The sequence below is a fragment of the Aquibium oceanicum genome (assembly GCF_001889605.1).
GTDB classification, from domain to species: Bacteria; Pseudomonadota; Alphaproteobacteria; order Rhizobiales; family Rhizobiaceae; genus Aquibium; species Aquibium oceanicum.
The window spans coordinates 4,156,590-4,175,266 of record NZ_CP018171.1 but is presented as its reverse complement, the minus strand read 5'-3'; the positions used below and the strand labels follow the sequence as shown (position 1 = coordinate 4,175,266).

At 64.9% G+C, this 18,677-nt stretch carries 13 protein-coding genes; 8 read left to right on the top strand and 5 right to left on the bottom strand.

The window, feature by feature from the left end; all coding sequences use genetic code 11:
• Positions 1–43: 43 nt before the first annotated feature.
• Both BSQ44_RS20410 and pdeM read left to right on the top strand, forming a co-directional pair.
• Positions 44–2,566, top strand: a complete 2,523-nt coding sequence (locus tag BSQ44_RS20410; protein WP_072606933.1) for a ligase-associated DNA damage response DEXH box helicase — start codon at positions 44–46, stop codon at positions 2,564–2,566.
• Positions 2,567–2,579: 13 nt separating this feature from the next.
• Positions 2,580–3,287, top strand: coding sequence for a ligase-associated DNA damage response endonuclease PdeM (pdeM, locus tag BSQ44_RS20405; RefSeq protein WP_072606932.1), 708 nt, complete (start codon positions 2,580–2,582; stop codon positions 3,285–3,287).
• 5 nt (positions 3,288–3,292) lie between these two features.
• Here the strand turns inward: pdeM and BSQ44_RS20400 are convergent, their stop codons facing one another.
• The 4 genes from BSQ44_RS20400 to BSQ44_RS20385 form a co-directional block, all read right to left on the bottom strand.
• On the bottom strand, positions 3,293–3,760 hold the full coding sequence (locus BSQ44_RS20400; protein ID WP_072606931.1) for a DUF3429 domain-containing protein: 468 nt from the start codon (positions 3,758–3,760) through the stop codon (positions 3,293–3,295).
• Positions 3,761–3,764: 4 nt separating this feature from the next.
• Positions 3,765–4,601 (bottom strand): TIGR02186 family protein, encoded by an 837-nt coding sequence (locus tag BSQ44_RS20395; RefSeq protein WP_072606930.1) that lies wholly within the window; start codon positions 4,599–4,601, stop codon positions 3,765–3,767.
• Between the two features lie 5 nt (positions 4,602–4,606).
• On the bottom strand, positions 4,607–5,530 hold the full coding sequence (locus BSQ44_RS20390; RefSeq protein WP_072606929.1) for a sulfite exporter TauE/SafE family protein: 924 nt from the start codon (positions 5,528–5,530) through the stop codon (positions 4,607–4,609).
• Positions 5,531–5,706: 176 nt separating this feature from the next.
• Positions 5,707–9,597, bottom strand: a complete 3,891-nt coding sequence (locus BSQ44_RS20385; RefSeq protein ID WP_072606928.1) for a peptidoglycan-binding protein — start codon at positions 9,595–9,597, stop codon at positions 5,707–5,709.
• Between the two features lie 487 nt (positions 9,598–10,084).
• Between BSQ44_RS20385 and BSQ44_RS20380 the strand changes: the two genes are divergently transcribed.
• The 5 genes from BSQ44_RS20380 to BSQ44_RS20360 all read left to right on the top strand — a co-directional run bounded on the left by BSQ44_RS20380 (position 10,085) and on the right by BSQ44_RS20360 (position 15,414).
• Positions 10,085–10,537, top strand: coding sequence for a MerR family transcriptional regulator (locus tag BSQ44_RS20380; RefSeq protein WP_072608187.1), 453 nt, complete (start codon positions 10,085–10,087; stop codon positions 10,535–10,537).
• Between the two features lie 155 nt (positions 10,538–10,692).
• On the top strand, positions 10,693–12,477 hold the full coding sequence (locus tag BSQ44_RS20375; protein WP_072606927.1) for an acyl-CoA dehydrogenase C-terminal domain-containing protein: 1,785 nt from the start codon (positions 10,693–10,695) through the stop codon (positions 12,475–12,477).
• Positions 12,478–12,549: 72 nt separating this feature from the next.
• Positions 12,550–13,722 carry an acyl-CoA dehydrogenase family protein gene (locus tag BSQ44_RS20370; protein WP_083534838.1) on the top strand — a complete coding sequence of 391 codons (1,173 nt, stop codon included), beginning with the start codon at positions 12,550–12,552 and terminating at the stop codon, positions 13,720–13,722.
• A gap of 10 nt (positions 13,723–13,732) precedes the next feature.
• Positions 13,733–14,188 carry an OsmC family protein gene (locus BSQ44_RS20365; protein ID WP_072606926.1) on the top strand — a complete coding sequence of 152 codons (456 nt, stop codon included), beginning with the start codon at positions 13,733–13,735 and terminating at the stop codon, positions 14,186–14,188.
• Positions 14,189–14,205: 17 nt separating this feature from the next.
• Positions 14,206–15,414 carry an acetyl-CoA C-acetyltransferase gene (locus BSQ44_RS20360; protein ID WP_072606925.1) on the top strand — a complete coding sequence of 403 codons (1,209 nt, stop codon included), beginning with the start codon at positions 14,206–14,208 and terminating at the stop codon, positions 15,412–15,414.
• A gap of 29 nt (positions 15,415–15,443) precedes the next feature.
• Here BSQ44_RS20360 and BSQ44_RS20355 read toward each other — a convergent pair whose 3' ends face one another.
• Positions 15,444–16,220 (bottom strand): EAL domain-containing protein, encoded by a 777-nt coding sequence (locus BSQ44_RS20355; protein WP_072606924.1) that lies wholly within the window; start codon positions 16,218–16,220, stop codon positions 15,444–15,446.
• A gap of 160 nt (positions 16,221–16,380) precedes the next feature.
• On the opposite strand from BSQ44_RS20355, the gene BSQ44_RS20350 reads away from it, so the two are divergent.
• Positions 16,381–18,594 carry a 3-hydroxyacyl-CoA dehydrogenase NAD-binding domain-containing protein gene (locus BSQ44_RS20350; RefSeq protein ID WP_072606923.1) on the top strand — a complete coding sequence of 738 codons (2,214 nt, stop codon included), beginning with the start codon at positions 16,381–16,383 and terminating at the stop codon, positions 18,592–18,594.
• Positions 18,595–18,677 lie beyond the last annotated feature (83 nt).

Genomic DNA, 18,677 nt, shown 5'->3' with positions numbered 1-18,677 from the left:
TACCGGCTTGGCGCGTTCGTTGTTCTGGTTTAGTTCTAACTTCGTGACCGATCAGCCCGACCTCGGAACAGAGATCTCATCCGCCCGTCTGCCGCAGCCCTTCATCCGGTGGTTCGCGGAAAAGGGATGGTCGCCACGCGCGCACCAGATCGATCTTCTGGCCAAGGCCCAGAATGGCAGATCGGCGCTGCTGATCGCGCCGACCGGCGCCGGCAAGACGCTGGCCGGCTTCCTGCCGAGCCTGGTCGATCTGGCGGAACGGCCGAAGCGCAAGCCTGGCGAAGCGTTCCGGGGCGTGCATACGCTCTACATTTCGCCGCTCAAGGCCTTGGCGGTCGACATCGAGCGCAACCTCGCCAAGCCTGTGGCGGAAATCGGCCTGCCGGTAACGATGGAGACGCGAACCGGCGACACGCCCTCGCACAAGCGGCAGCGGCAGAAGGTATCGCCGCCCGACATCCTGCTCACCACGCCCGAGCAGCTTGCGCTCCTGATCGCCTCGAAGGACGCGGCGCGGTTCTTCTCCGGGCTGCGCTACGTCGTGCTCGACGAATTGCATTCGCTGGTGATCTCCAAGCGCGGACATCTGCTGGCCCTGGGGCTGGCGCGGCTGCGCGCGCTCGTGCCGGGATTTCAGGCGATCGGGCTCTCGGCGACCGTCGCGGAGCCGGAGGAATTGCGCCGATGGCTCGTCTCACAGGAGACGCGCGGTGACATGGCCGATGTGGTCACCGTCGGTGGGGGCGCCAAGCCTCAGATCACCATCCTCGAATCGCGCGAGCGCGTGCCGTGGTCGGGGCACTCGGCCCGCTATGCCATTCCGGAGGTCTACGAGGAGATCCGACGGCACCGTACGACGCTTCTGTTCGTCAACACCCGCAGCCAGGCCGAGATGCTGTTCCAGGAACTGTGGCGGGTGAACGAGGACGTTCTGCCGATCGCGCTGCACCACGGTTCGCTCGACGTGGGGCAGCGGCGCAAGGTCGAGAAGGCGATGGAGACGAACGCCCTGCGCGCCATCGTCGCCACGTCCACGCTCGACCTCGGCATCGACTGGGGCGACGTCGATCTCGTGGTGCATGTCGGGGCGCCAAAGGGCGCGAGCCGGCTCGCCCAGCGCATCGGACGCTCGAACCACCGCATGGACGAGCCGTCAAAGGCGATCCTGGTGCCGGCCAACCGCTTCGAGGTGATGGAATGCCGCGCCGCGATCGAGGCGAACTATCTCGGCGCGCAGGATACGCCGCCGCTGGTGATCGGCGCGCTCGACGTGCTGGCCCAGCACGTGATGGGCTGTGCCTGCGCCGAACCCTTCTCAGCCGACGAACTCTTCGCTGAGGTGAGGTCGGCCGCACCCTATGCGGACCTCGACCGCCGGACGTTCGACCGGATCGTCGACTTCGTGGCGACCGGCGGATACGCGCTTCGCACCTACGAGCGATATGCGCGGATCAGGCAGACGAAGGAGGGACTGTGGCGGGTCAGCCATCCCCGCCTCGCGCAGCAGTATCGATTGAACGTCGGCACGATCATCGAGGCGCCGATGCTCAACGTGCGCTACGTCCGCGGCGGGCGCGGCACCGCCTCGCGCGGCGGCCCGTTGCTTGGCAAGGTCGAGGAGTACTTTCTCGAATCGCTCGCGCCCGGCGACACGTTCATGTTCTCCGGCAAGGTGCTCCGCTTCGAAGGCATCCGCGAGAACGAGGCCTTCGTCTCCAACGCCGCCGGAAACGATGCGATGGTGCCCTCATACGCCGGCGGCAAGTTTCCGCTTTCCACTTATCTCGCCGACCAGGTGCGCGGCATGCTTGCCGATCCCGACCGGTGGCAGGCCCTGCCGGACCAGGTCGCCGACTGGCTGCGTATCCAGCGCGACAAGTCCGTGTTGCCGAAGCACGGGGACCTGCTCATCGAGACGTTTCCGCGCGGCAGGCGCTTCTACATGATCGCCTATCCCTTCGAGGGGCGGCTAGCGCACCAGACGCTCGGCATGCTCCTGACGCGCCGGCTGGAACGCGCCGGGGCGCAGCCGCTCGGTTTCGTCGCCACGGACTACGCGCTGGCCATCTGGGGACTACGAGACCTGGGCGCGATGTTCAAGACGCCGGGACTGTCGCTCGGGCAGCTGTTCGACGAGGACATGCTGGGCGACGATCTCGAGGCATGGCTCGCCGAGAGCTGGCTGCTCAAGCGCACCTTCCGCAATTGCGCCGTCATTGCCGGGTTGATCGAGCGGCGCCATCCGGGGCAGGAGAAGACCGGCCGCCAGGTCACCGTCTCGTCCGACCTGATCTACGACGTTCTGCGCGAGCACGAGCCCGACCACATCCTCCTGCAGGCGACGCGGGCCGATGCGGCGACCGGTCTGCTGGACGTCGCCCGGCTCGGCGAAATGCTGTCGCGGATCAAGGGGCGAATCGTGCATAAGAACCTGGAGCGGATTTCGCCGCTCGCGGTCCCGATCATGCTGGAGATCGGGAAGGAATCGGTAAATGGCGACGCCAGCGACGCGTTGCTCGGCGAAGCGGCGGACGAACTGATCGAGGAGGCCATGGGCCTCGACTGAGCACCGGGAAGACATGCAGGCAGCAGACATCGCCACCGAAGGCGCCGAAACGATATCGATAGCCGGGGAGCATGCCGTCTGCGACCGCAGCGGGGCGTTGTTCTTCCCCGCGCTCGGCCTGCTCGTCGTGTCAGACCTGCACCTGGAGAAGGGTTCGGCGTTCGCGCGGCGCGGCGCCATGATGCCGCCCTACGACACCGCCGCGACGCTGTCGAAGCTGGCGGCGTCCATCTGCACCTTCCGTCCCTCGATCGTGGTCAGCCTCGGCGACAGTTTTCACGATGGCTGGGGCGCGGAGCGCATGCCCGACATCTTCCGCGACGAACTGCTGGCCATGATGACGGGCCGCGACTGGTTCTGGGTGGCTGGCAATCATGATCCCGAACCTCCTGCCGGGCTGCCGGGCGAGACGGTGCGCGAACTGGCGGTCGGCGGCATCGTGATGCGCCACGAGCCGACGGGAGCCGCGTGCGACGGCGAGATCGCCGGACACCTCCACCCCGGCGCAAGGATCGTGCGGCGCGGCAGGTCCGTCCGCCGGCCCTGTTTCGCCACCGACGGGCGGCGCCTCGTGATGCCCGCCTTCGGAGCTTATACCGGAGCGCTCAACGTACGCGACCGGGCCTTTTCGAAACTCTTCGACTGGGGCCTGTTCAGGGCGCTGATGCTCGGGCGCACGCGGGTCTATCCCATCGCCGGCTCGATGCTCCATCCGGGCTGAGAGCTTCAGGCGGTCGCGGCGAAGGACAGGATCATCGCCGACACGACGAGCACCGTCAGCAATATGCGTGTCGATCCGAACCAGCGCGGCGCAACGTCGTGGTGGACGGCGAAGGCGTCCCAGGCTCCCTGCGCGGCGAAGGCGACCGCGAACAGGGCGAAGGCAAAGGGAACAGGGACGAAGAACCCGGCCCAGCCTGCGAGCGCAGGCGCGCAGCTCGCCACGAGATCGCGGCGGCCGTCGCGGGGCTCCGTCTTCATGCCCAAGCCCCACCGGATTCCACCCAGGAACGACAGGATCACGACCGAGTAGGACTTCAGGAGAAGGATCGTCACCGGGCGCCAGGGATGGTCCTGCGCGATGCCGAACAACCAGAGCGACAGAGCGGCGAAGGGGATGAATCCGAGTAGTGCCAGAAGACGCGCGGTGCGGCTTATCGCGCCCGTGCCGGTCTCGTGCGCCGGAGAGTGCAAGGTTTCAGTCCCGCCGGAAGATGACACGGCCCAGCCAACCCGTCACCATCGCCAGCAGGACGGCAAGCAGACCGTAGAAAAAGCCGTTGTCATTGGCGAACCGGAAGATCGACTGTTCGAAGCCGGCCTTGAGGATCGCCAGGTTGGCGGAGTTCTCCTTGATGAAGACGCCGTTACGGAACAGGAAGGCGCGCGCCTTGTGGGTGCCGACCGGGACATTGGGCGCCAGTCGCACGGTTGCGCGGAAAAGGCTCTGCGTCAGGAACTGCACGCCGCCGATGTTCTCGGTGTAGAGCCCCCTCAGCTTCTTCAGCCCGCGCAGCGCGGTCTCGAAGTCCTTGATCGTCACGGGATCCTCGGTGCGGTCGAGCGGCTGCATGTAGATGTTTTCACTGCCCAGCGCGAGCTGACGGAAATTCACCTGGTCGGTGATGTCCTGCATCGCCCGCGTGGTGGCGACCGAGTAGGAGGCCGGGACGTTCACGAAGGTCTGCGAATGGATGTTGATCCATACGCCCAGTATCCGGTCCTTCTTGCGCACGACCACGGGGCGTGCAGGCCCCTCGAGGACGACGATCACGTCGTAGCGGCCTTGGCGGTTGATGAGCGGATCGGCATTGTCGAGGGCGCCGAAGATCGTCAGGTCCGCGCCCGAGAAATCCGACGTGATCGAGATACGATCGGTCGACAGCCCGATCTGGATGCTTTCCGTGATTGGCGCGGGCAACTGCAGGGGCTGCGCCTCCTGCTGGCCGCCAGGCGCCGCATCCTGCGCTGTCGCGATCGAACCCGTGGCCAGGAGCGCGGCTGCGGTCGCGAGATGGAGGAGCTGGCGCCGCATGGCGGTCAGAACACCTCGAGCGGTGAAAGCGAATAGAGATTGGCCGGCCGCACGAAGAGGTCGAAGGCCAGCCTGATCGCCACCGCGAGTACCAGGACGGCAAGCAGCGCGCGCAGCTGTTCGCCGCGCAGCTTCTGCCCCGCCTTCGCTCCGTACTGGGCTCCCGCGACGCCGCCCACCATCAGCGCCAGCGCCAGGACGATGTCCACGGTCTTGTTGGTCGTGGCATGAACGATGGTGGTGTAGGCGGACACGAAGATGATCTGGAATAGCGAGGTGCCGATGACGACGTTGGTCGGGACCTTCAGCAGGTAGATCATGGCGGGGACCATGATGAAACCGCCGCCGACGCCCATGATCGAGGCCAGGAAGCCGATCGCCGCGCCCAGACCCAGAACCGGAATGACGCTGACGAAGAGTTTCGATGCCCGGAAGCGCATCTTGAGGGGAAGCTTGTGGATCCAGTTGTGCTGACCGGGGCGGCGCAGGCTCGCCGAGCCGCCGCCGCGCGCGGCGCGCAGCGAGTTCACGCTCTCGATGAGCATCAGCGCACCGACGGTGCCGAGCAGGCCCACGTAGAGCAGCGAGACGAAGAGATCGAGCTGGCCGATCTGGCGCAGCAGCTTGAAGACGTAAATGCCGATCGAAGAGCCGAAGACGCCGCCGACCAGCAGCACGCTGCCGAGCTTGAAGTCGATCGTACCACGCTTGAAGTGGGCCAGAGCGCCGGAAAAGGAGGACGCTATGACCTGGTTGGCGCCCGTCGCGACGGCAATGGCCGGCGGGATGTTGTAGAAGATCAGGAGCGGCGTGATAAGGAAACCACCGCCCACCCCGAAGAGGCCCGACAGAAATCCGACCGCCGCGCCCATTGCGAGCAGAACGAACAGATTGACAGACATCTCAGCGATGGGGAGATAAATACCCACGCGACCAACCAGACCATCTTGCCTGAGACAAACACCCCGTCCCGCGATGTATGTAACACACGGGTGCTTAAGGGGTTCTTGCGCCGACATTGCGGCGGAGTCAAAGTCCTATGACGCCGCCGCCGGTCGCAATTGCGACATGAGTGTTCCGTGTCCGGGGCCGAAGAAAGCCGGGGTCACTTCCGGCTCAGAAGAACCTTCACCAGTTCGTCGCTGACCTCGCCATCGGCCGGCAATCCGTTGTCCTTCTGGAAGGCCATGATGGCGTTGCGGGTGTTCTGGCCCATGATTCCGTCCGGGGAGCCCGCGTTGTAGCCGTTCTTGTTCAGGATCAGCTGGATGTTCTGGACGGCCTTCTTCATGTCGATGCTGGCCGTCGTTCCTTCGCTCTCCTGCCAGGACTCCGGGATCTCGACGACGTTGGCTTCTTCCACGACCGGCTTCGGCTTCCACAGTTCGGTGGTCGCGCGGGCCTTGGCGAGCTGTTCAGGCCGCAGCGAGTTGGCGACCTCATCGCGCTTGGCGGCGGCATCCTTGTCGCCCGTCTTGGCCACCAGCGCGAACCACTTGTAGGACTCTTCCAGGCTCTGCGGGACGCCGAGGCCCTTCGCCGCCAGGATGCCCAGATTGTACTGGCTGTCCTTCACGCCGAGTTCGGCCGCCTTCTGGAACCAGCGCGCGGCGGAGTCATTGTCGACCGCGCCGTCGCTGCCCATGGCGAAGAGCACCGCCAGATTGTGCATGGCGCTGGCATTCCCCTGGTTGGCGGCCAGCTGGTACCAGGTCTTGGCGCGGGCGATGTCTCGCTCGACGCCGATGCCCTTCTCGTAGAAGCTGCCGATCCGGTACTGCGCGGGCGCAAAGCCCTGTTCCGCGGCGCGTTCGTACCACTTCGCGGCGACCGCGCGGTCGGAGTCCACGCCGCGGCCGGTGTCGTAGCGGTTGCCGATCTCGAACATGGCCTTCGGATCGCCGGCTTCGGCCGCTTCGCGCAGGGCGATCGGCCCGGCCTCGACGGGCGGCGCCTCGAAGGTGGTTTCGGACGTGGTTCCGCCGCCGTCGATTTCCGGCAGCGCGGCGACTTCCGTTGCTTCGTCCGGTCCGATCTCGTCCTCGGGCAGTGCCGCCAGTCCGTCATCGCCAACATCCGCTTCGTCCGCGGCGGGAAGGACGTCGACCTCCTGCGCGGGCTCCATGCCGTCGTCAGCGGCGGCGGGGGTGCCCGCGGTTCCGTCGACCATGCGCACGGTTCCAGCGGCATCGTCCTGTCCGTCGATCGACGCGGTATCGGTGGCGCTTGCCACGAGAGCGTTCTTCGCCGGGAGCGGCTCGATCTCGGCCATCTGCGCTTCGTCGCCGAAGAATGCCTTGCCCAGTTGCAGGCTGGCGAGAGCGATCATGATCGCGGCCGCCGCCATGAGGATGGGTTTGCGCTTGGCGCGGAGGAAATCCGTCGCGCTGAGCTTCCCCTTCGGGCCAGCCGGAGATCCGCCTTGCTTGAAGGTCTGGGCCTCGGCGGCGGCGGCCTGTGCCGCGCGCCGTGCCGCCGCGATGAAGTCGGCCTTGCCCGCGGCGGGGTCCGCCACCTGGCCGGGGGTACCGCGTTCGTCACGGACGCGCTTGATGATGGCGTTCAGGTCCGGCGCACCCGAGCCGGGCTCCAGGGGCTTGTCGGCTACAGGGCCGTCCAGAGGCGCGTCGAGTTGGACCTGCTCCATGCCGGGCATGACCGGATCGGGCTGCTGGCGGACCGGGCGCGCCTGCTTCTTGCCGGAAAAGGCTCGGGCAAGGCCGCCGAGCATCGACTTGCGGACGGGCTCTTCCTCTTCCTCTATCGCGACGTCGCTCGCACCGGCGGCGACCGCGGCTTCCGCCGCGGCCTGCGCCGGTGACTTCTTGGCGGGCAGGGGGGCGCGGGGCGGCATGGCCGTCGAGGCGGACAGCGCGGCCGGGGTCACGTTTGCCGGGGGCGGCATCTGCGGCTCCGGCGAGACGGGGGCCATTGGCGGCACGTCCGCGTCGGGAATGCGGCTGCGGTAGGAAGAGGCGAAATCTCCGTTGCGCACCTCCAGGGAACCGAGGCGTTCGACGACCTTCAGCAGCGTATCGTGGATCGCTTCGAAGGTGCGGGAGTTCCGCTCGTCGGACTTCCGCGCCAGGATTTCGAGCGTCTTCAGTTCGCTTGCCAGGGCGGCGATGTCTTCGTCGTCCAGTCCGCCGTCGCGCATCGAACGCACCGCGTTCTCGGCTGCTTCCTGCGCGGCGGCGACAATGGCGTCGCGCTGGTCGACGAGCGAACGCTCGATGTTGTCCAGCCGCGGCGCTAGTTCCGCTTGCTGTTCGGTCTGGCGGGAGGGTTTCGACAGGTGCTCGGCGAGGCCCGCGATCTGCCGCTCCAGATTGGCGATGAGCTGCGGGTCCGCGTCCGCCGTGTGGCTGGTGGAATTGTCGAGCTTCTCGGCGATTTCCTGGAGACGGCGCTCGAGCGTCACGATGGATTTCGCGTCGGGCTCGGTACCGCGGCCGGATTCGATCTGCTCGGACAGGTCGGCGAACTTGCGGTCGAGCGCCTGGAGGAGCGAGGGATCGAGGTCGGCGGCGTTGCGGAAGGTCGAATCGAGACGGTCGGCCATGCTTTCCAGCCGCCGGTCGAACTCTTCGAGGAGGCGCGGATCTACGCCTTCGCGATGCCGCGAATCGATGCGTTCGGAGAGGTCGGCGAACTTCTCGTCGAGCGCCTGGAGGAGCGCCACGTCGATGCCGAGTTCGGGCTCGCGGCGGTTCTCCAGCCTTTCGGCCAGTCCGTCGATGCGCTGTTCCATGTCGCGGAACATCGCCTGACCGAGCGTGGTGGCACGGTCGTGGCGCTCCTCGAACAGCGTCGCGATCTCGGCAAATCGCCGCTCGAGGCTGTCGACGATCTGCTCGCGCTCGACCTCGCTGGAGTTGGTTTCAAGGCGTTCCGCGATCGTGGCGATTTGGCGGTGAAGCAGTTCGATGGATTCGTCGGGACGCGCCGCCATATGGGCGATGTCCTCGACACGGTGGGTGAGGTTGTTCAGCCGTTCGGACACGTCGGAGGCGGAGGCCTCTTCGGCAAGCTGGTCGAGTTGATGGGCGAGTGCCGAAATACGGGCCTCGATGCGTTCGAACGGTTCGGTCCGATAGGCCTGGGCACTGGCCGAAGACGACGCGATGGCGCGCGAGATCTCGTCGAGGCGGCTCTCCACGTTCTTGATCGAAGCGGGCGAGTTGCGGTCGTTGTTGCGAGAGAAATGATCGATCGCCGTCGCCAGCGTGCGGACCTTTTCTTCCAGCGACAGCAGCGAACGCGAATCAGGCAGATTCCCGACGGCTTCGCCGATCTGTTCGAGCCGTTCCCTCAGCGCCGCGACTTCCGGATCGGGTCCCTCGCGGCCGAAGGAGCGCTGTTCCAGCCGCTCCCAGCGGCTGTCCATCGAGCGGACCGTTTCCTCGCGGGCGAGTTCGGCCAGCGTCTGGCGCACCTGTTCCATCTCGGTTCGCAGAAGGTCGAGCCCGCGCTCGTCGCTGCGCTCTGCCATGGAATGGATGGTGTTCGAGAGCCGCTCCATCTCTGCGGCGAGTTCATGCCCGTCGGGACCGGAATTGCCGTACGCGCGCTCGATATCCTTGCGCAGCACGTCAAATTCCTTGCGCATGCCGGATGCCATCTGGGTGCGCATCTCCTCCCGCAAGGCTTTCAGTTCCCCCGAGACGTCGGACAGGGCGAGCGGCGATCCGCCGGAATGCTGGCGCGAGCGCTGCAATTCCTGGCGGAGTTCGGCCAGAGAGTGTTCGAGGTCGGACGAGCGCGCGCTTTCCCTGGGAGCGTGTGCGGCCTTATCGTGGAAGAGACCGCTCTCGTATTCGCCGGTCAGGCGGCGCGTCCGCCGGTCCTGCTCGCGCGACGCGCCCTGGCCGGGCCGGTCGCCTCCAATTCTGGATTCGAGGTCGTCAAGCGTGCGGTTCAGGTCCTCGAGCGAGGTACGCGGGCGGCGTTGCCTGCCCTGGTTCAGATTATCGAGATACGACCAGTTGCTGCTCATGGGAACGCCTGTCTGGAAAAGCTGCGCGTGCTGCGGTCAAACGTCGCGCGGAATGACCCGTGGGAAACGGATGTCGGTCCGGGGGTGATGCTCTTTGTCGCGGTGGCGGCCATTGCGCCCTTCCTCTCCTGCATGCAGACAGCCCTGAGGAACACGAGACAGGATAACCACGGGAAATCGACAGACGCACAATTCTCCAGACGTGGTAAACAAGGCGTTAACCAAGCTTACCAAATCTGGCGCGATCTCCCCTGGCGCGGCCTACGGCATCGACGTTGTCGAAGATTTGAAACAGTTTGTATTCAAACGTCAGTTGATTTCCCGAGCGCAAATCACTAGCTCCCCGTCACCCGAGCGTCACACTACGTAAGACAGAGCGTCGTGGCGCGACCCGTCTCAGAAAATCTGACGGAACGAAGTAGCCCGCTGGGCTGAGAAAGATGTGCGTGCCGCGTGGCGGCGACGCCAAGGGATACCACAACTCATGATGAAGAGAGTCTCGGCCATCGAGGTAATGGCCAATGCATCCGACGCTTTCGCAGAACCGCACGATGACTATGTGCGGATCGGCGACATGGCAAAGAATTTTGGCGTAACGCTCCGTACGCTTCGCTTTTACGAAGACAAGGGGCTCATCCAGCCGAAGCGGGAAGGGAATACGCGTCTCTATTCCCGCCGCGAGCGGGCGCGCCTTCAACTCATCCTGCTCGGACGAAACGTCGGCTTCTCGCTGCGGGAGGTCAAGCAGATGATGGATCTGTACGATCCGCACGGGACCAACACCAAGCAGCTTCGGGTTGCCTTCGAGAAATCGGAAAAACAGCTGTCGCGCCTCGAAAGGCAGCGGCAACAGCTCGACGAGGCGATCGCACAGTTGCGCGAGGCAATGAACGTGGTCCGTGACGCGCTCGAAGAGCGTCAGAAGCTGTCGGCGGCGTGATCTTGCTCGTGGAGCGCTCGAAGCTCACGTTGTAAAAATCTTCTGCGTCATCGAATTGACGTTTACGCAAACGTCAATATTTGATAGGCACGCGCCGATGAGATTTGACTGTCCCGGTGATATCGGGACAGCGTTCGATTTTCTGGAGGACTCCCATGCCGACATACCGCGCTCCCGTCAGGGACACGCTGTTCGTTCTCAATGAAGTCCTGGGCTACGAGCGATACTCCAACCTGCCCGGCTTCTCGGATGCGACCCCTGACATTCTGGAGGCGATCCTCGCCGAAGGTGCCAAGCTCGCCGAGAACGTCATCCAGCCGACGAACCGGGTGGGTGACGAAGAGGGCTGCGTACGCCATGACGATGCGTCGGTGACGACGCCCAAGGGCTTCAAGGAAGCCTACGACCAGTATCGCGAGGGCGGCTGGCTGGCGCTGCCGGTGCCGCCCGAATATGGCGGGCAGGGGCTGCCATACACCGTGCACTCGGCCGTCGGTGAGTACATGTCTTCGGCGAACATGGCGCTGATGATGTATCCCGGCCTCACTCAGGGCGCCATTGCGGCGATCCTGGCGCACGGCAGCGAGGAGCAGAAGCAGACCTACGTGCCGAAGATGGCCGAAGGCGTTTGGACGGGGACCATGAACCTGACCGAGCCGCATTGCGGCACGGATCTGGGCCTGTTGCGCACCAAGGCCGTCCCCACCGGCGACGGCGCCTACAAGATTTCCGGCCAGAAGATCTTCATCTCGGCCGGCGAGCACGACATGGCCGAAAACATCGTCCATCTGGTGCTGGCACGCATCGAGGGCGCGCCGGAAGGGGTGAAGGGCATCTCGCTGTTCATCGTGCCGAAGTTCGATCCCGAATCGGGCGAGCGCAACGGCGTCTCCTGCGGCTCCATCGAAGAGAAGATGGGCATCCACGGCAACTCGACCTGCATCATGAACTACGACGAGGCGACCGGCTATCTGATCGGCCAGGAGAACGGTGGCCTGAAGGCCATGTTCGTGATGATGAACGAGGCGCGCCTCGGCGTCGGCCTGCAGGGTCTCTCCGTGTCGGAAGTCGCCTACCAGAACGCCGCCGACTATGCCCGCGAACGCCTGCAGGGCCGTTCGCTGACCGGCGCCAAGGAAAAGGACAAGAAGGCCGACCCGATCATCGTGCACCCCGACATCCGCCGCAAGCTGATGACGATGAAGGCCTTCAACGAGGCGGGGCGCGCGCTGATCCTGTGGACGGCCATCAAGTCCGACGTCGCGCACCGGTCCGGCGACGACAAGGAGCGGGAGACGGCGGACGACCACATGGGTCTCATGACGCCGATCATCAAAGGCGTGCTTACCGACAAGGGCTTCGAGCACGCGGTGATGGCGCAGCAGGTCTATGGCGGCCACGGCTACATCGAGGAATGGGGCATGAGCCAGTTTGTGCGCGATGCCCGCATCGCCATGATCTACGAGGGCGCGAACGGCATCCAGGCTCTCGATCTCGTCGGCCGCAAGCTGGCGCTGAACAGCGGCCGCGCCGTGCAGGCCTTCTTCAAGGAAGTCGGCGAGTTCTGCGAGGAAAACCGCTCCGACGACAAGATGTCGGGCTACACAAAGGGCCTGAAGAAAGGCCTCAACGATCTCCAGGCGGCCACCATGTGGCTGATGCAGAACGGCATGAAGAACCCCGACAATGCGGGCGCGGCCTCGACCGACTACATGCACCTGTTCGGCCTTGTCGCGCTGGGCTACATGTGGGCGCAGATGGCCAAGGTGGCGCAGGCAAAGCTTGCCGAGGGCGCGAACGGCGAAGGGTCCTTCTACGAAACCAAACTGGTGACGGCGAAGTTCTTCATGGAACGGGTGATGCCCGAAACCGCCGCGCATCTCGCCCGCATCTCCGCCGGTTCGGAGACGATGATGGCGCTTCCCGCGGAGGCTTTCTGACCGGACGGGCATTGCCCCGTCTGTTCAAGCTTGAACTTTCTTGCTATAGCGGCCGACACGGAGGACCTGTTCATGTCGCACGATCCCGCATCCGTCCTGGGCCTGCCGAAGGCCCCCTGGGCCGGCGAGGACGTCGGCATGCTCTACGACATGGCGCGCAAGTTCCTCGAGACGGAGATCGAACCGCGCTACGAGGAATTCGAGAAGGCCGAGATCTTCGACCGCGAAAGCTGGCGCAAGGCGGGCGAGAACGGTTTGCTGTGCGCCTCCATGCCCGAGGAATACGGCGGCTCGGGCGGCACCTACGCGCATGAGAGCGCCATCATCGAGGCGATCAGCCATGTCGGTGTCGACGGCTTCGGGATCGCGCTGCACAACTCGATCGTGGCCCCGTACATCCTTCACTACGGCTCCGAGGAGCAGAAGAAGAAGTGGCTGCCCAAGATGGCCTCGGGCGAACTGATCGGCGCCATCGCCATGACAGAGCCGGGCGCGGGGTCCGACCTGCAAGGGGTGAAGACGCGCGCGGAGAAGGACGGCAACCACTACAAGGTCAACGGCTCCAAGACCTTCATCACCAACGGACAGCTCGCCAACCTGATCATCGTCGTCGCCAAGACCGATCCGGCGAAGGGTGCCAAGGGAACGTCGCTGATCGTAATCGAGACCGACGAGGTGGAGGGCTTCGAGCGCGGTCGCAACCTCGACAAGGTCGGGCTGAAGTCGAACGACACGTCCGAACTCTTCTTCAACGATGTGCGCGTGCCGACGTCGAACCTGCTCGGCACCGAAGAGGGCCAGGGCTTCGTGCAATTGATGCAGCAGCTTCCGCAGGAGCGGCTCCAGATCGGCGGCACGGCGATCGCTGCCATCGAGCGTGCGCTTGCGCTGACGATCGACTACGTCAAGGAGCGCAAGGCCTTCGGCAAGGCGGTGATGGAGTTCCAGAACACCCAGTTCAAGCTCGCCGAGTTGAAGACCGAGGCGACGGTCGGCCGCGTCTTTTACAACGATTGCGTGGCGCGCCACATCGATGGCGGTCTCGATCCCGTCACCGCCTCGATGGCCAAGTACTGGCTCAGCGATCTCCAGGGCAAAATCATGGACGAGTGCCTGCAGCTGCACGGCGGCTACGGCTACATGAACGAGTATCCGATCGCGCGCATGTGGCGCGATGCACGCGTGCAACGCATCTACGGCGGCACGAACGAGATCATGAAGCTCCTGATCGCCAGGAGCCTCTGAGGAGACAGGCATGTCCACGCACACCGCCGACATACGCTGGCAACAGGACGAGGACGACCATTTCACCCTCGGGCGCTATACGCGCGTGCACGAGATCGCCTTCGACGGGGGCACGACGATCCAGGCCTCGGGAGCGCCGCAGAACGTGCCGGCCCAGTTCTCGTCGGAGACCTCGGTTGATCCCGAGGAATTGTTCGTCGCCTCCTTGGCATCCTGCCACATGCTGTGGTTTCTGGATTTCGCCCGCCGGGCGGGGCTCGACGTCCGCTCATACCGCGACCAGGCGGTGGGCGAGATGGGAAAAAACGCGCAGGGGCGCACCGCCATCCTCAAGGTGACGTTACGCCCGCGCGCGGAGTGCGAGGCCGATGCGGCCGCGCTCGCGGAATTGCACCACAAGGCGCACGACGCCTGTTTCATAGCGAACTCGGTGAGCACGCAAGTGCTCGTCGAACCGCAAGTCTGAATAGAGGAGACGCCACAATGGCAGATGCATATGTCTACGACGCCGTGCGCACGCCGCGCGGTCGCGGCAAGAAGGACGGATCGCTGCACGAGGTGCCGGCCGTCCGGCTCGCGGCGAAGGCACTGGAAGCGGTGCGCGACCGCAACGGGCTCGACACCTCGACCGTCGACGACATCGTCTTCGGCTGCGTCGATCCGGTCGGCGAGGCCGGTTCGGTGATCCCGAGGGCCGCCGCCTTCGAGGCGCGCTACGCGACCGAGGCGCCCGGCATCCAGCTGTCGCGCTTCTGCGCGTCGGGCCTCGACGCCATCAATCTTGGCGCGGCCAAGATCGCGGCCGGCTCGGACGACATCGTGATCGCGGGCGGCGTGGAATCCATGTCGCGCGTCGGCATGGGCATGTCGGGCGGCGCCTGGTTCATGGATCCGTCGGTGGGCCTGCCTTCCTACTTCGTGCCGCAAGGCGTTTCGGCCGACCTGATCGCCACCAAGTATGGTTTTTCGCGCGACGACGTGGACGCCTACGCGGTGGAGAGCCAGAAGCGGGCGGCCAACGCCTGGGAGAAGGGCTGGTTCAAGAACTCCGTCATCGAGATCAAGGACCAGAACGGCCTAAAGATCCTCGACCATGACGAGCACATGCGCCCCTCGACCGACATGCAGTCGCTGGCCTCGCTCAACCCGTCCTTCGTGATGCCTGGCGAGATGGGCGGCTTCGATGCTGTCGCCGTCCAGCGCTATCCGGAGGTCGAGGCGGTCAAGCACGTGCACCACGCCGGCAATTCCTCCGGCATCGTCGACGGCGCAGCCGCGGTGCTGCTCGGCTCCAAGAAGGGCGGCAAGGCGATGGGGCTGAAGCCGCGCGCGCGCATCCGCGCCTTCACCAACATCGGCTCCGAGCCGGCGATCATGCTGACCGGCCCGGTCGACGTCACCGAGAAACTCCTGAAGCGGGCGAAGATGAAGCTGTCGGACATCGACCTGTTCGAGCTCAACGAGGCATTCGCCTCTGTGGTGCTCCGCTACATGCAGGCCTTCGACATTCCGCACGACAAGATGAACGTCAACGGCGGCGCCATCGCGATGGGCCATCCGCTGGGCGCCACCGGCGCGATGATCTTCGGCACGGTGCTCGACGAACTGGAGCGCCGGGACCTGAACACCGCGCTGGTGACGCTGTGCATCGGCGCCGGCATGGGCACGGCGACGATCATCGAGCGGGTGTGATCGTCATGGGCGACCGCTGTCGGCGCTCTTCAGGCGGCGCTCCGGAACGCGCCGCCAAAGGCGCCGCCTATACCCGGCAGCGTTTCGAAGCTGGGTCTGGCAAACAGATAGCCCTGGAAGAGCGTGATGCCCGCGCTCTTCAGCACCGTGAATTCGGCTTCGGTCTCGACGCCTTCGGCAAGAACCGTGATGTCGAGTTCACGCGCGATGTGCATGATACCCGCGATGATGACCTGACGGGCGCGACTGCCTTCGACGCCGCGGACCAGGTCCATATCCAGTTTGATGAGATCGGGCTGGAAGTCCGCCAGCAGCCCAAGCCCGGCGAAGCCGGCGCCGAAATCGTCCAGCGCGGTGGTGAAACCCTGCCGGCGATATTCGGTGATGATTGCCTGGAGGTGGCTCGTGTCGCGCACCGTTTCGTTCTCCGTGAACTCGAACATGATGGCGTCGCGCGGAAAGTCGGACTTGCGGGCCGCGGCCAGCGTCGCCCGCAAGCAGGCGGCCGGCTCGTAGACGGCATTCGGAAGAAAGTTGATCGAGAGTTTGGGCAGCTTTCCGTCGCGCGGGTAGAGCCTTGCGGCAAGTTCGATCGCCTTGACCCGGCAGGCCTGGTCGAACTTGTATTTCTGATCGGGCCGAACCCTGGACAGGATGGACGGCGCGCCCTCTCCGGAGCGGCCCCGTACCAGGGCCTCGTAGCCCCAGATGCGGTTGTCCGCCGTATCGACGATCGGCTGGAAAGCCATCGAGAATTCAAAGTCGAGCGGCTCTCCGGTCTGGCAGCCTTCACATTGTCTGGTCATCGTCGTTCCAACGGGCAAGTTGCGATTGCGGTCGAGGTCAGTTCAAGCCGCAATCCCTTGCCGAAGCGTGAACATCAGCCCGACCTTCCGTTCGGTTGAGCTAAAAAAGCGATGACTCAGCCTCAGCGCTTTCCCAATATTCTCTCTGGAGTGGTAGATCATGTCATATGTTAACTTCACCATCGCTACCGATGCCGACGGCATAGCGCTCGTCACCTGGGACATGCCCGGAAAGTCGATGAACGTCTTCACCGAAGAGGTGATGAACGAGCTCGAGAAGATCGTTGACCAGGTCGCCTCCGACGATGCGATCAAAGGCGCGGTCATCACGTCGGGCAAGGAAAGCTTCTCCGGCGGCGCCGATCTCACGATGCTGCAGCGCATGTTGAAGCTGTTCAAGGACGAGAAGGCCAAGGACGCCGACGCAGCGATCAGGATGCTGTTTGACGGCGCGGGCCGTATGAGCTGGCTGTTCCGCAAGCTCGAGACCTCGGGCAAGCCCTGGGTTTCCGCGATCAACGGCACCTGCATGGGCGGCGCTTTCGAACTCTCGCTCGCCTGCCATGCCCGCGTCGCGGCCGACAGTGACAAGGTCAAGATGGGCCTGCCGGAAGTGAAGGTCGGCCTGTTCCCGGGGGCGGGCGGCACGCAGCGCGTGCCCAGGCTGACGGACGGTCAGAGCGCGCTCCAGATGCTGACCTCCGGCCAGTCGCTGTCGCCGAAGAAAGCCAAGCAGATGGGCCTGATCACCGAGATCGCCGCGCCCGAGGCACTCGTCGAGACGGCGAAGGGGCTGATCAAGGACGGGCTGAAGGCTGTCGCCCCGTGGGACGTGAAGGGCTTCAAGCTGCCCGGCGGCCCGGTCTATTCGGCCGCGGGCGCCAATCTGTGGCCGCCGGCAATCGCCATCCTGCGCCGCGAGACCTACGGAAACTATCCGGCAGCCAGCGCGATCCTGAAGTGCGTCTATGAAGGCCTGCTGGTGCCCTTCGATACGGCGATCCGCATCGAGCAGCGCTACTTCACCGAGATCATGCAGACGACGGAAGCGGCGATGATGATCCGCTCGCTGTTCATCTCGCTGCAGGAACTCAACAAGGGCGCGCGCCGTCCCGTCGGCGTCAAGGAGACCAAGTTCAAGAAGATCGGCGTGCTGGGCGCCGGCTTCATGGGCGCGGGCATCGCCTATGTCACCGCCAAGGCGGGCATCCCCGTGGTGCTCCTCGACCGCGACATGCCCTCGGCCGAGAAGGGCAAGGCCCATTCGGAAAGTCTGGTGGACGCGGCGATGAAGAAAGGCCGCTCCACGGCGGAGGAGAAGGAGAAGCTCCTGTCGCTGATCACGCCGACGGTCGACTATTCCGATCTCGACGGCTGCGACCTCGTGATCGAAGCCGTCTTCGAGGATTCGGAAGTCAAGAAGGGCGCCACCGAGCAGACCGAGGCCGTGATCGCCAAGGACGCCATCTTCGCTTCCAACACCTCGACCATTCCGATCACCGGGCTGGCGAAGAACTCGAAGCGGCCGAAGAATTTCATCGGCATCCACTTCTTCTCGCCGGTCGACCGCATGATGCTGGTCGAAATCATCCTGGGCAAGAAGACCGGCGACGAGGCGCTGGCGGTGGCGATCGACTATGTTCGCGCCATCAAGAAGACGCCGATCGTGGTCAACGACACACGCGGCTTCTACGTCAATCGCTGCGTGCTGCGCTACATGGCCGAGGCGTTCCAGATGCTGATCGAGGGCGTTCCGCCGGCGATGATCGAGAACACGGCGAAGATGGCCGGCATGCCGGTCGGACCGCTGGCGCTGACCGACGAGACGGCGATCGACCTCGCACAGAAGATCATGAAGCAGACCATCCGCGACCTCGGCGAGAAGGCCGTCGACGCCGAGCAGTTCAAGCTGATCAACACCATGGTCGATACCCACGGACGCCACGGCCGCAAGAACGGCAAGGGGTTCTACGACTACCCGGCCAAGCCCGCCAAAAAGCACCTGTGGCCCGAACTGAAGGACCTCTACCCGCAGCAGGATCCCGACAGGATCGACGTGGAGGAACTGAAGCAGCGCTTCCTCGTCACCATCGCGCTCGAAGCCGCGCGCGTGATGGAAGAGGGCATCGTCACCGACCCGCGCGAGGCGGACGTCGGCTCGATCCTCGCCTTCGGTTTCGCGCCCTACACGGGCGGCGCGCTGTCCTACATCGAGGGCATGGGCGTTAAGGAGTTCGTGGCGCTGGCCAAGAAGCTCCAGAAGAAGTACGGCGCGCAGTACAAGGCGCCGAAGCTCTTGGTGGAGATGGCCGAGAAAGGCCAGACCTTCTACGGCCGCTTCGATCCCTACAAGGACCAGAAGAAGGCGGCCTGAGCCGCCGCTGACGTTCCTCCGCCGAGCCAGGCCGGACGACCTGGCTCGGCGCCGACCACTTCCTCCGGTTGCAGGAAGGCAGG

Bases quoted from the DNA above. Each gene is read 5' to 3' on its own strand.
- pdeM (WP_072606932.1), top strand. From the start codon at position 2,580: ATGCAGGCAGCAGACATCGCCACCGAAGGCGCCGAAACGATATCGATA.
- BSQ44_RS20395 (WP_072606930.1), bottom strand. From the start codon at position 4,601: ATGCGGCGCCAGCTCCTCCATCTCGCGACCGCAGCCGCGCTCCTGGCC.
- BSQ44_RS20385 (WP_072606928.1), bottom strand. From the start codon at position 9,597: ATGAGCAGCAACTGGTCGTATCTCGATAATCTGAACCAGGGCAGGCAA.
- BSQ44_RS20380 (WP_072608187.1), top strand. From the start codon at position 10,085: ATGAAGAGAGTCTCGGCCATCGAGGTAATGGCCAATGCATCCGACGCT.
- BSQ44_RS20375 (WP_072606927.1), top strand. From the start codon at position 10,693: ATGCCGACATACCGCGCTCCCGTCAGGGACACGCTGTTCGTTCTCAAT.
- BSQ44_RS20370 (WP_083534838.1), top strand. From the start codon at position 12,550: ATGTCGCACGATCCCGCATCCGTCCTGGGCCTGCCGAAGGCCCCCTGG.
- BSQ44_RS20365 (WP_072606926.1), top strand. From the start codon at position 13,733: ATGTCCACGCACACCGCCGACATACGCTGGCAACAGGACGAGGACGAC.
- BSQ44_RS20360 (WP_072606925.1), top strand. From the start codon at position 14,206: ATGGCAGATGCATATGTCTACGACGCCGTGCGCACGCCGCGCGGTCGC.
- BSQ44_RS20355 (WP_072606924.1), bottom strand. From the start codon at position 16,220: ATGACCAGACAATGTGAAGGCTGCCAGACCGGAGAGCCGCTCGACTTT.
- BSQ44_RS20350 (WP_072606923.1), top strand. From the start codon at position 16,381: ATGTCATATGTTAACTTCACCATCGCTACCGATGCCGACGGCATAGCG.